Annotated in this window: 11 protein-coding genes and 2 pseudogenes; 5 read left to right on the top strand and 8 right to left on the bottom strand. The window is 45.6% G+C overall.

Going from position 1 to position 14,616, the window contains the following annotated elements:
• The first annotated feature begins 126 nt into the window (after positions 1-126).
• Together ubiU and KHX94_RS15335 are read left to right on the top strand one after the other, a co-directional pair.
• Complete coding sequence (gene ubiU, locus KHX94_RS15340) at positions 127-1,128, top strand: ubiquinone anaerobic biosynthesis protein UbiU (RefSeq protein WP_213681295.1); 1,002 nt, start codon at positions 127-129, stop codon at positions 1,126-1,128.
• 10 nt (positions 1,129-1,138) lie between these two features.
• Positions 1,139-1,993 (top strand): U32 family peptidase, encoded by an 855-nt coding sequence (locus KHX94_RS15335; protein WP_213681294.1) that lies wholly within the window; start codon positions 1,139-1,141, stop codon positions 1,991-1,993.
• Positions 1,994-1,997: 4 nt separating this feature from the next.
• Here KHX94_RS15335 and KHX94_RS15330 read toward each other — a convergent pair whose 3' ends face one another.
• Positions 1,998-2,621, bottom strand: coding sequence for a DUF998 domain-containing protein (locus tag KHX94_RS15330; RefSeq protein WP_342345844.1), 624 nt, complete (start codon positions 2,619-2,621; stop codon positions 1,998-2,000).
• A gap of 577 nt (positions 2,622-3,198) precedes the next feature.
• Between KHX94_RS15330 and KHX94_RS15325 the strand changes: the two are divergent.
• Positions 3,199-4,476 (top strand): annotated as a pseudogene (locus KHX94_RS15325) (YjiH family protein).
• Between the two features lie 168 nt (positions 4,477-4,644).
• Positions 4,645-6,357, top strand: coding sequence for a bifunctional ornithine lipid synthase OlsF (olsF, locus tag KHX94_RS15320; protein WP_213681293.1), 1,713 nt, complete (start codon positions 4,645-4,647; stop codon positions 6,355-6,357).
• A gap of 38 nt (positions 6,358-6,395) precedes the next feature.
• On the opposite strand, the gene KHX94_RS15315 is transcribed toward olsF, so the two are convergent.
• From KHX94_RS15315 to KHX94_RS15285, 7 genes and pseudogenes are all read right to left on the bottom strand, one after another.
• Positions 6,396-6,656 (bottom strand): TapY2 family type IVa secretion system protein, encoded by a 261-nt coding sequence (locus tag KHX94_RS15315; RefSeq protein WP_213681292.1) that lies wholly within the window; start codon positions 6,654-6,656, stop codon positions 6,396-6,398.
• A 24-nt stretch (positions 6,657-6,680) separates the two neighbouring features.
• Positions 6,681-7,064, bottom strand: coding sequence for a type IV pilin protein (locus KHX94_RS15310; RefSeq protein WP_280529579.1), 384 nt, complete (start codon positions 7,062-7,064; stop codon positions 6,681-6,683).
• 13 nt (positions 7,065-7,077) lie between these two features.
• Complete coding sequence (locus KHX94_RS15305; protein WP_213681290.1) at positions 7,078-10,641, bottom strand: pilus assembly protein; 3,564 nt, start codon at positions 10,639-10,641, stop codon at positions 7,078-7,080.
• Positions 10,638-11,042 (bottom strand): PilX N-terminal domain-containing pilus assembly protein, encoded by a 405-nt coding sequence (locus KHX94_RS15300; RefSeq protein ID WP_342345771.1) that lies wholly within the window; start codon positions 11,040-11,042, stop codon positions 10,638-10,640. Before KHX94_RS15300 ends, KHX94_RS15305 begins: the two co-directional genes overlap by 4 nt.
• Positions 11,043-11,087: 45 nt before the next feature.
• Positions 11,088-12,034, bottom strand: a pseudogene (locus tag KHX94_RS15295) (PilW family protein).
• 6 nt (positions 12,035-12,040) lie between these two features.
• Positions 12,041-12,577, bottom strand: coding sequence for a type IV pilus modification protein PilV (gene pilV / locus KHX94_RS15290; protein ID WP_244859188.1), 537 nt, complete (start codon positions 12,575-12,577; stop codon positions 12,041-12,043).
• A 324-nt stretch (positions 12,578-12,901) separates the two neighbouring features.
• Entirely contained in the window at positions 12,902-13,465 is a 564-nt protein-coding gene (locus KHX94_RS15285; protein WP_213681288.1) for a hemerythrin domain-containing protein, read from the bottom strand.
• Positions 13,466-13,737: 272 nt separating this feature from the next.
• Between KHX94_RS15285 and nfo the strand changes: the two genes are divergently transcribed.
• Positions 13,738-14,589: a deoxyribonuclease IV gene (nfo, locus tag KHX94_RS15280; RefSeq protein WP_213681287.1), complete on the top strand. Its 852-nt coding sequence runs from the start codon at positions 13,738-13,740 to the stop codon at positions 14,587-14,589.
• Positions 14,590-14,616 lie beyond the last annotated feature (27 nt).

Genomic DNA, 14,616 nt, shown 5'->3' with positions numbered 1-14,616 from the left:
AAAGGGTTACCAACTTGGCATTTTAGCCAAAATTTATGATCTCAAACCTGTTTTACATCAATTCTTCAGGGATCAAACACCGATACACTTGCCCCTTTCATATTAGTTAAGGGAGCAGTTTAAGACATGGAACTTCTGTGCCCCGCAGGCAATCTAGCGTCGCTCAAAGCTGCACTGAATGCTGGGGCTGACGCGGTATATTTAGGCTTAAAAGATGATACCAATGCTCGTTCATTTGCCGGGCTCAACTTTACACCGCAAAAATTGCAAGAAGCCGCAAAACTGGTCAATAGTAGTAAACGCAAATTCTATTTAACCATTAATACCTTCCCGCAACCTGGTCAGGAAAAACGCTGGTATCAGGCCATTGATTTAGCGGCGGAAAGTGGTGCTCATGGCTTGATTGTGGCGGATATCTCATTACTGGATTACGCACACCAGCATTATCCAGAATTACCGTTACACCTTTCGGTGCAAGCCAGTGCAACTAACTTGGCAGCGCTCAGTTTTTACCGGGAGCAGTTCAATATTCGGCGTGCGGTGCTGCCCAGAGTATTATCAATCAAGCAGGTCAAAGACCTCGCAAAAGTCAGTCCGGTGGATCTTGAAGTCTTTGCCTTTGGCAGCCTCTGTATCATGGCAGAAGGCCGGTGCCAGTTATCCTCTTATGTAACAGGGGAATCCCCCAATTCTGGAGGGTCTTGTTCCCCAGCTCGCCATGTGCGTTGGCAAGAACAAGACGGCAAGCGACTGACTAGGCTCAATGACGTATTGATTGACTGCTCCGGCATTAAGGAACAGATGGGCTATCCGGTGGTCTGTAAAGGCCGATATCTCACCGAGGATACGACCAATCCGCAATTTTTGCTGGAGTCACCAACAAGCCTCAGCACGCTGGATCTTATCCCTGAACTCGCCGCTGCGGGTGTCGTGTCGCTAAAAATTGAGGGGCGGCAACGTAGCCCAGCCTATGTGGAACAAGTCACCAAAGTGTGGCGGGCCGCACTGGATAAATATCTTGCGGCACCAGAATGTTTTCAGGCACAAGCAGATTGGCAAGCAGCCTTAGCTAAAGTTTCCGAAGGGCAAACGACCACACTTGGAGCCTACGAACGTAGCTGGCAATAGGAAATATTTGATGCAAATTTCATTAGGGCCACTCATGTACTGCTGGCCTAAATCCAATGTATATGCTTTTTATGAAAAGGTCGCCGAGAGTGATATCCCTTTGGTTTATTTGGGCGAAACTGTCTGTACCCGACGCCGACAGGTAAAATGGAGTGACTATTTAGCACTCGCCAAACTGTTGCAAGCATCGGGCAAGCAGGTGATCCTCTCCACCCTTGCTCTCATTGAGAACAGCTCAGAACTCACCGAACTGCGCAAACAAATAGCGAATGGTGAGTTTATGATTGAGGCCAACGATATGGCCGCAGTCGCGATGGCCCGCGAACTGAAGTTACCTTTTGTCTGCGGCCCCAGTCTCAACAACTACAACCGCGCCACACTGGATAAAATGGCCACCTGGGGCATGCAGCGCTTTGTGATGCCGGTTGACCTATCTCGCGACTGGTTACGCCAAGTATCAACCCCAGCCACTGACTATGAAGTAGAAGTCATAGGTTATGGTCATTTACCGCTGGCGCATTCGGCTCGCTGTTTTACTGCTAGGCTAAAGGGATTAGCGAAAGATGGCTGCGACATGGCCTGTGTACAATATCCTCGCGGAGTATTGGCCCAGACCCAGGAGCATCAACCTTTGCTACGGCTAAATGGCATTCAGACGCAATCGGCGGCTTGTTGCGACTTACGCCAGCAGTTCTCAACGATGGCTACTATGGGCGTATCGTGGTTCAGAGTGTCTCCGTTCTCTGACGACTGCATTGCCGTTGCTAGCGCATTAATGGCGGGAGAAATTGGGGAGGTAACAACTGATGCATGTAACGGCTATTGGTATGGTGAGGCGGGAATGAAACTGTCTGTCCAACCCTAGTCGCTCATTCCCGCGAACGAAAACGCTCATATAGCAGTACCGCTAACCACAACAGAAAACAACCAAGACTGATCCATTGCAGCAGTGCCGGCCACCAGAGCGCCGGCCTTGTCCCTTCCAGCACCATCTCATGATAGAAAGGCCGATTGCCTTCGGTAACATCCAGTTCAAACAAAGGCAAAAACAGGAACATAGCGAAACTGATGCAGCTTAATAATGCTGGCAGGCAGCTCCAACGCATACCGCTTGGCGGTTGTGTTAACGTCTGATTCACCAAGTATACCAAGGCACTGATACAGCTGAAGATAAAGAACCATTTCAACATGAAGACATGCAAATGGTAGACATTGACCGGAAAGAGTCCGATACCGGCCAAGCTCATGCAACTCAGCGCTAGGGAAAAGAAGCTGATGGCACCAGTAAGACTGCGGGAAAGCTGCAACGAGTACAGGCTGAATAACACCAGACACAAGCTACCAAAGAACAGTCCACCGTTTAACGCAACAGCAAAAGGAGAATGGCCGTAATTACCCAACTCACTCATCGTATAATTGGTGAGATTAAAATGCTCATCACCCAAAGCATCGTATCCAATAATCGAGATTATCAGACCAAGTAATAGTCCCAGTAGTCCAATGACCCCGAACCCCAGCGCTAGTTTGATCAGACGCTGTTTTTTCCATCGTAATTATCGTCCCCACTATGCCAGTCAACAGTTTACGCCCCACACATATCACTGTTCCCGGGATATACCGGATAGCATCCACCAAAGGTACATTGTTACAAGCTGATATGCCACTTGGCAAAGTAACAATTCTTAGTGATCGTTGCATAAATGAGGACTTTTGCTCATTTATAGCAAAAAATATTGAAAACTTTTTGAATTACAAACAGCTGTCATCTCATCAATAGGAGATCTGCAGTCTATTCAACAACGCCGCCTTGGCGGCAGGTTTAATCACAATGCAACGCCTAAAATTCGCCGCCATGTGGTGAGATGTGAACGACAGCAACAGACAAATTTACATGTTCGGCAAGAGGCGGTAACCTTGTGTCTTTAATGCGAACATTTTGCATAATTTTGCAGGCCGACAGGCCAGATTTGAATAATAACAACAGGCCTTAACGTGACCGGATCCCAAACTCGTAGTCTGAAAACCGTCTTAACCTTTATCATCCCATCCCTCATCGGCGTCTTGCTGTTTATGACTCCCATGAGTTTTCAGGGGCTATTACAATCCCAGTCGCGATTCTGGCAAAGATGTTACAGCATCTGCTAAGCGACTGGTTAACGACCATCATTCTGACAATTTCACTGTTTATGGCGCTGGCCACACTACTCACTAAGCTGTTTCGGCCCAAAGTTATTCGTACCCGCCATTTTCTCAATACCTTGTTGAATATCAGTCCGTTCTGGCTGCTGGTCAGACTGACCGGAGCAGTATTTATCACCTTAACTTTTTTGGTATCGGTCCTGAAGCCATTCGCTCAGCAGATACTGGCGGACTGGTAATGAACGACCTGCTCCCCGTGTTATTTTGCGTGTTTTTCTTTGCCGGGTTGTTGCTGCCACTGTTACTGAATTTTGGCTTACTGGAATTATTCGGCACCTTGTTAACCACGGTTATGCGGCCATTATTCAATCTACCAGGGCGCAGCGCCATTGACTGTATGGCCTCCTGGTTAGGTGATGGCAGCGTTGGTATTCTCCTCACCAGCAAGCAATATGAAGACAACTTTTATACACAACGGGAAGCCGCCATTATTGGTACTACCTTCTCGGCGGTTTCAATCACATTCAGCTTGGTGGTTATCACCCAAGTGGGGTTGGAAGCGATGTTTGTGCCCTTTTATCTGACTGTGTGCCTAGCGGGTGTCGTAGCCGCTATTGTGGTACCGCGGTTGCCGCCGCTGTCGCTTAAAAAAGATCTGTATTTGAATGGAACGCCCCGAAAAAAGACGATGAAACGGTCCCTGCTGGTCACCATGCTTTGTCTTGGGGCATACATCTGGCACTCAATAAGGCGGCGCATATTGGTGGCCCCGCCAAAGTTGTGGAAGAAGGCATTAAAAATGTCATCGACATGGTTTTTGGCATCATCCCGGTCGTGATGGCTATCGGCACCATCGCGTTGATGATTGCTGAATATACCCCAGTTTTTGATTACCTCGGCATGCCATTTATTCCACTGCTAGAATGGCTACATATCCCAGAAGCTACCGCAGCATCGAAAACCATAGTGGTTGGATTTGCCGATATGTTTATTCCTTCCATTCTTGCCAGTAATGGTATTCACGCCGAAATAACTCGCTTTATTATCGCGGCGCTATCGGTCACACAACTTATTTACATGAGCGAAGTGGGCGCCTTACTTATTGGCAGTAAAATTCCAGTGAATGCCTGGGAACTATTCATTATTTTCCTATTACGCACTTTGGTTACATTACCGGTCATTGCCGGTATGGCTCATCTATTTTTCTAAACATGTCAAGGAGCAGCCAACCGTGGTTGCTCCTAAACTGCTTTAGCCTGTCATAAGACTGCCATTCCACCTTCATACGACGGTCACTATCTGTGCTTATTGTCTGACTGAATATGCCTGAGGTGTTTTTACTTCAGGGCACTCGACTCCTCAGTTTGGGACATCATCATGATATTTACTGTCGATAAAGTCATCGAAGACAATCTGCCGCAACTGAATAATGCTCCCTGGCTAGCAAAGCCGACAAAAGCGATGTTGCGGTATCTGCTCAATGAGCGACAGTGTAATGAAATAGCAACCCAGTTCAGCCACTTACAAGGTGTTGATTTCGTTGAACAGGTATTACAGACCTTCAATATCAGCTACACAGTTCCCGATGTACAACTGGAAAACATTCCCCCTCAAGGAAGAGTCGTCATTTTCGCCAACCACCCGATTGGCTCTCTTGATGCGCTAGTACTGATAAAACTATTAAGCGAAATACGTTCCGATCTGAAGGTGGTGGCGAATGAACTGCTGATGGCGTTAGAGCCATTGCACAATCTGCTGCTTCCCGTGCGCAATATGACAGGCGGAACCCCCAGACATTATCTGGAAAATATTCACGAACACCTGCTGAATGAAGGTGCGGTGTTAATTTTTCCTTCCGGTGAAGTTTCTCGATTGCGTCCAAATGGTGTGCGAGACACACGCTGGCACAGTGGCTTTCTGAGGATGGCGATCAACTGCGATGCCCCGCTACTTCCCATGTTTGTTGATGCGCGTAACTCACCGACCTTCTATGGTGCCTCCATGCTGTACAAACCTTTGGCCACACTGTTACTGGTCAAAGAGATGTTTAAGCAGACCAACCGTAATCTACCAATCCGGATTGGAGAACTGATCCCAGCTGAAGCGGTTAACGGTAACGATTTTCCACTTAAAACCAAAGTAACCTTGCTGAAAAATCACTTGTATCGCATTGGCAAGAATCGCCCTGGGCTGTTTCGTACGCAACGAGCCATTGCGCATCCAGAAGACAGATTAGCACTGCACAAGGCACTATCTGAGTGTGAGCTTTTAGGGGAAACACAAGACAACAAACAGATATATCTATATCGCCACCAAGGAAGCAATCCTATTATGCGGGAGATTGGCCGCTTGCGGGAGATTGCGTTTCGAGCCGTTGGTGAAGGTACGGGGGAGCGACGAGATACCGATCCGTATGATCCTCATTATTTGCATCTAGTATTGTGGGATCGCTCCGAAATGGAAATCGTTGGTGCCTACCGTTTTGCCAGCGCACAAGCACTTCATGATAATAATCAAACACTTTATAGTGAGTCACTGTTTCAATACCAACCGCAGTTTTCTGCATATTTCCGCGATGGTTTAGAGTTAGGCCGCAGTTTTGTACAACCTAAATATTGGGGCAAACGTAGCCTAGATTATCTGTGGTATGGCATTGGCGCATATCTCGCTAAAAATCCGCAGTACCGCTATCTGTTTGGTCCGGTGACCATCAGCAATCAGTTGCCAGCCCCCGCTAAAGAGATGCTGGTTCATTTCTATCTATCACAGTTTCCCGCGCAAGACCTCGCTGATTCGTTTCACCCTTATGTATTACCGCCAACCAGAAAGTGGGAATTAGACGAGATTTACCAAGGCATGGACTATGAACAGGCGTTTAAGCAACTAAAACAAACGCTAGCGAGCATGGGGGCTGCGGTGCCAACACTATATAAACAGTATGGTGAACTATGCCAACCTCACGGGGTACAATTCCTGGCATTTGGCATTGATGCTGATTTTGCTGACTGTATTGACGGGTTAGTATTAGTCGATCTTGAAAAATTAAAGGATAAAAAGCGTCAGCGTTATATTAATGCGCAGCAATTGTAGAGGCGGGAGCATGAGCTTACGCCTGCCACAACACTAACTCAACGCAGCGTTTGTTTATCTAACGCCTGAGCTTGTGCCGATGAAAACGCCTCGGATAAAAGTACGCATTCTTTTACATCCTTGATGTAGTATGTCTTACCTTGGTTATCTTTGCGCTTGGTCGCCACCAACGCAGCCTGTTTAGTCGGCAAGTCCGGTTCATTCCAGCGATAAAAGGCGATCTCCTCGCCTTCGGTGGTCAGCAGATAACACTTATAACTCTGCTTAGCTGCCTGCACCTGGGTACAGCCAAGAGCCAACAGCGTCCCTAAAAATATATTTATTCATTTCCAACACTCCGCAGAAGGGCCTTTTACCCCGGTATCGGTCAGCGTAATAGTAGGACATTTAGTATCTCGCGTCGCCTGAGAGCCTTGCGGGGTAGCCGTTAAGGTAAAACTGCTGGTACCAACCGAATCCACACGATATAACTTACTGTCGGTAAGATATGGATCTGCCCCTAGCCCTAATTTGGTCATATCTTCAGCATAAGTGCGATTGTCCAGATAATACTGTTCCTGCAGATTAGCTACGCGCAACAACGCCGCCTGCCCCTCTGAACGATTACTACGCGTCACATAATCAATGTATGATGGATAAGCAATTGCCGCCAAGATCCCAACAATCACCACCACTATCATCACTTCGATTAAAGTGAATCCGCTCATTTTGTTTGTACGCTTAATGCTCATTAACATGGTAATAAATCTTGTTTGTGGTTAATCCTTGGCCCAAATTCACCGTGCCGGTACACTGCCCGTCAACACAATTGCCTCTACCTATGATTAGCGATAGTGGAGGATTGTCAGTGCCGTCATTAGAAATTGGGGGAGTTATTAGCTTAGGTGGCTGCGGAATACAGTCCTCACAAATATCAATATACTCCTGGGAAGAACGTCCTCCCTTATGTAAATCAAAGATATAAAGGCGCCCTTCAGAAGAGATTTGACAAGTATTCTGCGGGTTATCTAAAGACGGTGTAAAGGAAGTGAAATACACTTTTCCTTTAAAGATTGTTGAAGGTGACAAACTTTTCTCGCCAACGCCACTGAAATTAAAATACCAGCCTAATTTGGTTCCAAAAGCCAAATTATCAGCGTCGGTTGTGGGTGATGCAGAAGTCACATCATACAAATTGGTCAACGTAATTGCGTCCGGGATCGCCGTTCCTCCAGTACCGAAGGTCTTGGTTACAACGTTACGATCTTGTAGCACAAAAAACATATCATCCGTCGAGGTACCGAGTGGTGACGCCCGATCACCACTTCCCAAAGTGACGGCGTCATATGGCACATTTTGAGAAGCAACGGTAGAGGTAGTTCCGCCGGATGCATCTGTGTAGGTAACGGTAGAAACGTTAGTAAACACCGTCTGCGCCAGTACGGGTTCATAGAAAAAACGTCTATTGTTTGTAAGTGAACCACCTAATGACGCAAATTTAAAGGCGCTCCATGAGCTAGTGTCAGTTGATGGCATATCGATACGCCAGACATTGCCACCTAAGTCAGCGGCGTACATTCTATCGGTAACACCATCACTATTACTGTCCAGCAGCGCTATCGAACCTGCAATACTATCGGTAATGCCAGGAAGAGCAGTTTGCCCACCAACACCGAAGGTGTATTGCAATGCACCAGTTGCCGCATCGACGATATAAACATTCCGTCCTATAGAGTTACTACCACTGCCTGAGTCATAGCCGATATTATATCCCCCGCCAAAGATAATAACTGGGTTGTCACTCCCTGGGACTTTAGTAACAACTGGGGTTGACCACGTCTGTCCAAGTTCAGATAAACCAGTTGAACTACTATCTATGTGCCACATAAGACTAGGAACATCTGGATTGGTAACATCTAGTGCATAATATGAACTTCCACCTCGGCGTAATCCTACAAATAACCAAGCTTTCTCTATTGTTCCATTTCCGGCTCTTTTAATATACGCCACCGGCGAACCATCGATTCCATATACATTATGACCATTAGAATAATTGTTATCTCTTAATGTTTGGATATTGGCTAGCATATTAAATGGCATAAAAGCCCAGCTTTCACTCACGGATGTGTCAGTGTCCTTAAATGCATGAAACATCCCTTCATTCGTCCCCACAAAAATATAAACACCTTTAGTGCCGCCATAATCAACCGCAAGTGGTTGAGAATGCATCGGGTCACCCATAATATCCCCACGGATACCATTATAATCGGTAGACATAGGTGCACCGTCACTATCAATATCGACATTAAACCCCTTTATCCACTCAAATGCTTTATCTAATTGAGCTGAAATAGTTGAATTAGGATTTTCACTCATATTCATTAACGAGAAGAGATTTGCATCGCCCCCGGCATAACTTGATGCTGTGGATTTATTTAATGGAGCTAATACCCCAGATGCTCCTATATTACTAAGAAGATTCCGGTGCTCGGGATCAATTTGACGCGCTGCCCCACCATCTTCAACATAAAAACCGTCAGGTTTAGGACTACAACTGCTCCAAAAACTACACGCGGTTTCTTTAATACCACCAGTTGCAGAAATGGCATTGTTACCATTTACATCAACCAAGGTGCCACTAGCATTAATTTTAAATTTCTTTAAATTACCCGCCCAACGAGGGCCATGATTAGGTTCAAACAACGCATAATATGCAGCATCTAGTGTCCGGGTTGGATCCGCATTACTATATGCAACCCCTGGAGCCGAAAATCGCTGACCTTCATAGGTAATTTGATCTAAGGCATTACTAATAGCACTTTGTAATGATGTAACATTATTGGCGGCATAATATTTACCGCCACCTCTTTTAGCAGTTTCAATTAATAATGGTTCAGCAACTGAATTATCATCTAAAGCAAATCCTATTGTATAGGTTTTCACTTGTTGAAAAGTATCTGTTGTTAAAACCTGATCATGCCAATACATATAACTGGCTAATGCTGGCATGTAGCTTTTTATTGCTTGCCCGTATTGGTTATAACTATATGTATAAGCTGAATAATCACCATTATCTGTTTTTTTATCCTGAGTTGTCTCTATACTTCGGCTACCCACAAGGCTTTGAATTCGCCTATCGGCGGACGTATCAAGCGTAGGCTCACCATCAGTGATATATATAATGTAGGCGATATCACTACAGTTACTCATGGGCGAAATATAACGGCCGCCAGATTCGACACTGGTATCGTAAGGTGGTTTATTCCCTTTATAGTTTAGGCTACTGTAATTACTATCAGCATGACCAAAGGTCACACTATTACCGCTAAAATAACTGTATGCCTCGTATAGTGTTTCACACAAGGGGGTATTGGTTTCAGCGGGCAAACCTTCAATGGTACTAATTAAACTCTGTTTTTCTGAAGCATTTCTAGGACGAATACCAGCAATAATACGTCCACCATCTCTATCCCCTTCATTGGGATAATCTAAATTAAATACCGCCAAACCAAAATCTACGGCTGACATACTGCTAATAACACCAGTAATCGCTTCTTTGGCTATATTTAATCGCGTAACATCAACCGCACCAGTATCTGTTCCATGATACCAACGTAAATAATTATCAGTGTATAAAGTGACTAATGGGCCACTGGCAAATTCGTCACTCAAATTTTGTTGGGATGGACTGCCCCAAGGATAATATGTTCGTGTTCCTCCCCATCCACCAGAACCGGTATAAACATTATCTTGGGGGAAACCATCATCATAGCCAGTTACTTCTTGATTATTACTAGAATTGTTAGCATCAATATCTTCAAAACATTCGACTGGATTATTCGTATTGGCGCCACTGTTATTTGCTAAAGGTTGCCAAGTTCCCCGGTTTCGACCAGAACTGTAATACTCTCTGACATATCCGGTAAAGCGTCCATAAGTCGCTAATGCTTCTTTAGCGGCAGCACAACCATTAAGTAATGCATTAAAACGGGTAGATTGGGATGGGCTGTCAGGGTTGGGAAGTGACATATTGTCTGTCCCTGTACCAACCGTCGCATAGATCATATTACTTTGATAGGAATGTGAACTGCCAATAGGAGGGTAAGTAATAGTTGGATCATAGCTACCTTTAATCTCGGTTTCTAAGGTTCCCATAGACGCGGAGTTATCAAAAATAATTAATACTTTTGATTTGCCATTATTAACCGGCGCTATCAAGTATAAATCGGTATCATCTGCCCAACTTGCGCCTGAAGTTACGATGAAAGCAACAAATAAAGCATAAATTACTTGCTTGAGTTTCATGATCCATTGCCCCCTAGAACTTCTTGCTCGATACCTTGAGTTACCTCAATGAACCCCATATTATCTCGGCCATAGGTAACAGAACTTTTTACTTCCGATCGCCGACACGGAAAGGTTGTGCCATTGGCAGGTTGTGTACGATGGCAGTCCACATTTACCGATGGAGCGCCTTCTGGAAGTGGGGTTAACACTTGTCGCCCACCAAATAGCGTACTGTTTTGTGCAGTCGATAGTGACCCCAAAGTTGCTGCAGTGGTTGCATTCATAACCGCCGCCAAACCGCCATCCGCAGCAGCCTTAGCTTCCATCCGTTCGGAACCCGCACCCGCCATCCGCAAAGATTGTCCGGCATTTACCGCTAGCGCGACACCTATCACCGTCATCACAACAAGTAAGATCAAAGCAAAAAAAGCACTACGCCGGATTGTCGCTTTAAACCTTTCATATCAATTCCTAATCAATACTGGGTTTTCGAGCACGATGGTGGTGGACAACACCTTGCGACGAAAATGGTCGTTAAAAGGGCCGAGTTCTTTGTCGCCAAGCTCATACTTAACGTCGTTGGTATAACTGTTATCCTGATCTACCGTACGCACTAACAAGAAAATCTTAACAGCAACAATGCGCTGAAATGATTGGTTATCCCACATCATATCTGTGACGTTTTCCACCGGTAAAAAACTATCAGCAGTATCATCACCATCATCATCGTAGCCGTACAGAATTCGCATATTTTCTATGCCTTCAACCAGTTGTTCCTCATTATTCATACCGCTTTCGGACAAGGCTTTACGGCTAAGCACCGGCACACCGTTTATATTTTGAATAAAATAAACATGGTGTTGATATTCCCAGACTCGCTCATTAATCAGTGCGGGATCCGCCGCAAGCCCAAAAACACGATCTCAGAGGAAGTGGTGGCAACACGAAAGCCCGAGGTTGCCCCAGCTGGCCCGACTAGCCGCTTTATCTGAATAACATCAGTCCCATTTACCGCATCATTCACGCAACTGACCGACTGCCCACTCACGCCCGCCTCATACCCCCAAATCCGCCGAAAATGTACTAATGGGTTGTTCGGCAGCGTAGCATTATTCAACCCGCCCCCAACACAATCTGCAGCAATGACACCAGTGACTGTAGTATTCGTGCCGGGGATGAAATCAGTCCCGGTCACATCCCCAAAAAAGGCCACTTGCTCGATATCCGGAGACATAATCGCTAACGCAATACGGCCATTTTCTTGTAATTGATTATACTGACCCGTAGTCGTGACATTGGTTGCCGACATGCTAAACATAGCAAAAACACCTAAGGTCAAAAACAAGCTGATGACCATAGCAACCATCAGCTCGACCAAAGAAAAACCAGCGACGTACCGCCCACTTATCATGGTGTATTATCCCTGCCCGACAACTGTACTTAATACGTAAAGACGCCGTTTTGCCCCAATTGCTGCACCACAGTTAGACGCCGTATTGGTCGTACCTGCGGTTCCCTGTATGCCTTTCCAGGCAATAGCAATTGAGATAATGTCGTTAACATCATCAACCGTAATACAGGCCGTAGTTGAGTCCAGTCCGCCAACATTAGCCCCTGCACTGTTGATTTCGGCACCGCCAGAAAACAACCAACGCCACTGATATATATCCCACAACGCCATTTCAGCGGGAGAACATGCAGCCCCCGCACCATCACACGAAGTTGGTGCGCTCTCGCCACCCAAAACGCCGTATTCACCAACATAACTATCTAATACTGTTCGATTTAACTTCATACGATTAAGAATATCGCTCGCCAGATAAGCCGCCTGTGTCTGCTCAAAAGATTCAAAACTGGCACGTTTGGCCACAATATGAAGATTAAATATCCCAATTAGGCCGATCACCAAAATAACCAACGCCACCATCACTTCGATGAGAGAGAGCCCTATCATCTTACTTTTCATTAACGTCAAATCTCCGGCGACTGCCAAACCCATGACAAGAATATTTATAAATATTCTTTATTTTTCTGTCAGTTATAGAGTGACACAACGATACCAGTTAATAATAGTTAATGAAATTGTGATTGGCTAGTAATAAAGATTAAGGGAAATCCAGCGATTTAGATAAAATAGAAATAACCACAGCAGCAGGTTTGTGGGCAGAAATCGGCGCTATCCAACTTCATATTAATAACTTAATGATTTTATTTGGTTAAAATCATAGTGTTTAAAGAAAATGCCGGGATATCCCGGCACCAGTACAGCTCTTTGTTATCAATGGCTAAATGCTGCGGCAGAGGAAGGCTCTACCGTCTGAATATATTGGCGTAACTCATCAAACACCTGATCATCACTGCTAAACAGTGGATCATCTATCAATTTCAAGGCGCAATTTTGCTCAATCTGCTGCCAATCGGCATCCGTCAGCTTGCGTTGTAATTTGGGGAAAATGTATTCCTCTTCATACAATAGATGCTGTTCCTGTAAGGTGACGTAGTCCCGCAGTTCTTGCACCAGCTTTTCCTTCGCGACCACAATATCATTGAGGATAAGGTTTAACGTGGACGCTAAAGCGGCTGAAGCAGCGGCAACCTTGAGGTGCTCATCGATCAGGCGTTTAGTTGATTCCTCTTTGGCAAATTTTCCTACATAGTACTCGTACACTATGTCTTCGACAGGATGATGACTGTGTTCGGCATATTCTTGCATATACTCAACCACATCGCGCACTAGGCAGAAATTGACCTGCTCCCCATCCGAAAGCTTTTGGTACTTTCCTTTAAGCAAATTGAGCAATACAGCTATATGCTTGTGATCATTCATTAATCTTTGCAGCATAGAGGCTCTCCTTCATTTTGGGGCCGTTTACTCAATAATAGCAGCAAACAATCCAACGAATTTTAATGGTAACCAGTGTTGTTTATTTAATACATGACAAAGATCAAGGAAAACCTGCTACAAATTGCATAAAGCACCGTGCAGAGTCACATAATTAATCAATTTTTTAGGCACAAATTGCTGTTTATTTAATCACTACAAAGTGTTAGCCGTGACGGATAACCAATCTCTTAAGTAAACTAACACAACATGACAGTTATGAGACAAACAAGATGCCACATTCACGATGGGTCGGGGCCCATGTCAGCGCACAGGGCGGCGTTGCTAATGCACCACTAAACGCCGCAACAATAGGGGCAACCGCTTTTGCCCTCTTTACTAAAAATCAGCGACGCTGGAATGCAGCACCATTAACGGCCGATGAAATCGCAAAATTTCGGCAAAATTGCAACGAACACCACTTCAGCCCGGCGCAGATCCTGCCTCACGATAGTTACTTGATTAATCTCGGGCATCCTGAGCCAGAAATGCTGGCTAAATCACGCGAAGCATTTTTAGACGAGATGCAGCGCTGTGAACTACTCGGGCTGGCATTGCTGAACTTTCATCCCGGCAGCCATTTACGCCAGATCAGTGAAACGCTATGCCTGCGTAACATTGCAGACTCTATCAACTGGGGACTGGAACAAACGTCTGGTGTGACAGCAGTACTGGAAAACACCGCGGGACAAGGGTCGAATCTTGGTCATCGTTTTGAACAACTAGCAGAAATAATTGCACGAGTTGAGGATAAATCACGAGTTGGCGTGTGCCTAGATACCTGCCATCTGTTTGCCGCTGGTTACGATTTGCGCACCCATGAAGCGGTAGCCAAGATGTTTACCGAATTTGAGCAGATAGTTGGCATAAAATATCTCAAAGGCATGCATCTCAATGACTGCAAAAGTGCCTTTGCCAGCCATGTTGACCGTCACGACTCCCTAGGTTATGGAACCATTGGCAAAACGGCTTTCAGCGCCATCATGGCACACCCAGCGACCATGCAGATACCACTCATATTGGAGACCATTAGGCCAGAAATCTGGCCTGACGAAATCGCATGGCTGCAGTCTCAGAGTTGCTGAAACCACATCCAGCCCCGTGACGAACGG

The sequence above is a fragment of the Shewanella dokdonensis genome (genome assembly GCF_018394335.1).
Taxonomy (GTDB): Bacteria; Pseudomonadota; Gammaproteobacteria; order Enterobacterales; family Shewanellaceae; genus Shewanella; species Shewanella dokdonensis.
This window is presented reverse-complemented; position numbering and strand designations above follow the sequence as displayed.

Bases quoted from the DNA above. Each gene is read 5' to 3' on its own strand.
- KHX94_RS15305 (WP_213681290.1), bottom strand. From the start codon at position 10,641: ATGAAACTCAAGCAAGTAATTTATGCTTTATTTGTTGCTTTCATCGTA.
- KHX94_RS15310 (WP_280529579.1), bottom strand. From the start codon at position 7,064: ATGAGCGGATTCACTTTAATCGAAGTGATGATAGTGGTGGTGATTGTT.
- pilV (WP_244859188.1), bottom strand. From the start codon at position 12,577: ATGATAGGGCTCTCTCTCATCGAAGTGATGGTGGCGTTGGTTATTTTG.
- nfo (WP_213681287.1), top strand. From the start codon at position 13,738: ATGCCACATTCACGATGGGTCGGGGCCCATGTCAGCGCACAGGGCGGC.
- KHX94_RS15335 (WP_213681294.1), top strand. From the start codon at position 1,139: ATGCAAATTTCATTAGGGCCACTCATGTACTGCTGGCCTAAATCCAAT.
- KHX94_RS15285 (WP_213681288.1), bottom strand. From the start codon at position 13,465: ATGCTGCAAAGATTAATGAATGATCACAAGCATATAGCTGTATTGCTC.
- ubiU (WP_213681295.1), top strand. From the start codon at position 127: ATGGAACTTCTGTGCCCCGCAGGCAATCTAGCGTCGCTCAAAGCTGCA.
- olsF (WP_213681293.1), top strand. From the start codon at position 4,645: ATGATATTTACTGTCGATAAAGTCATCGAAGACAATCTGCCGCAACTG.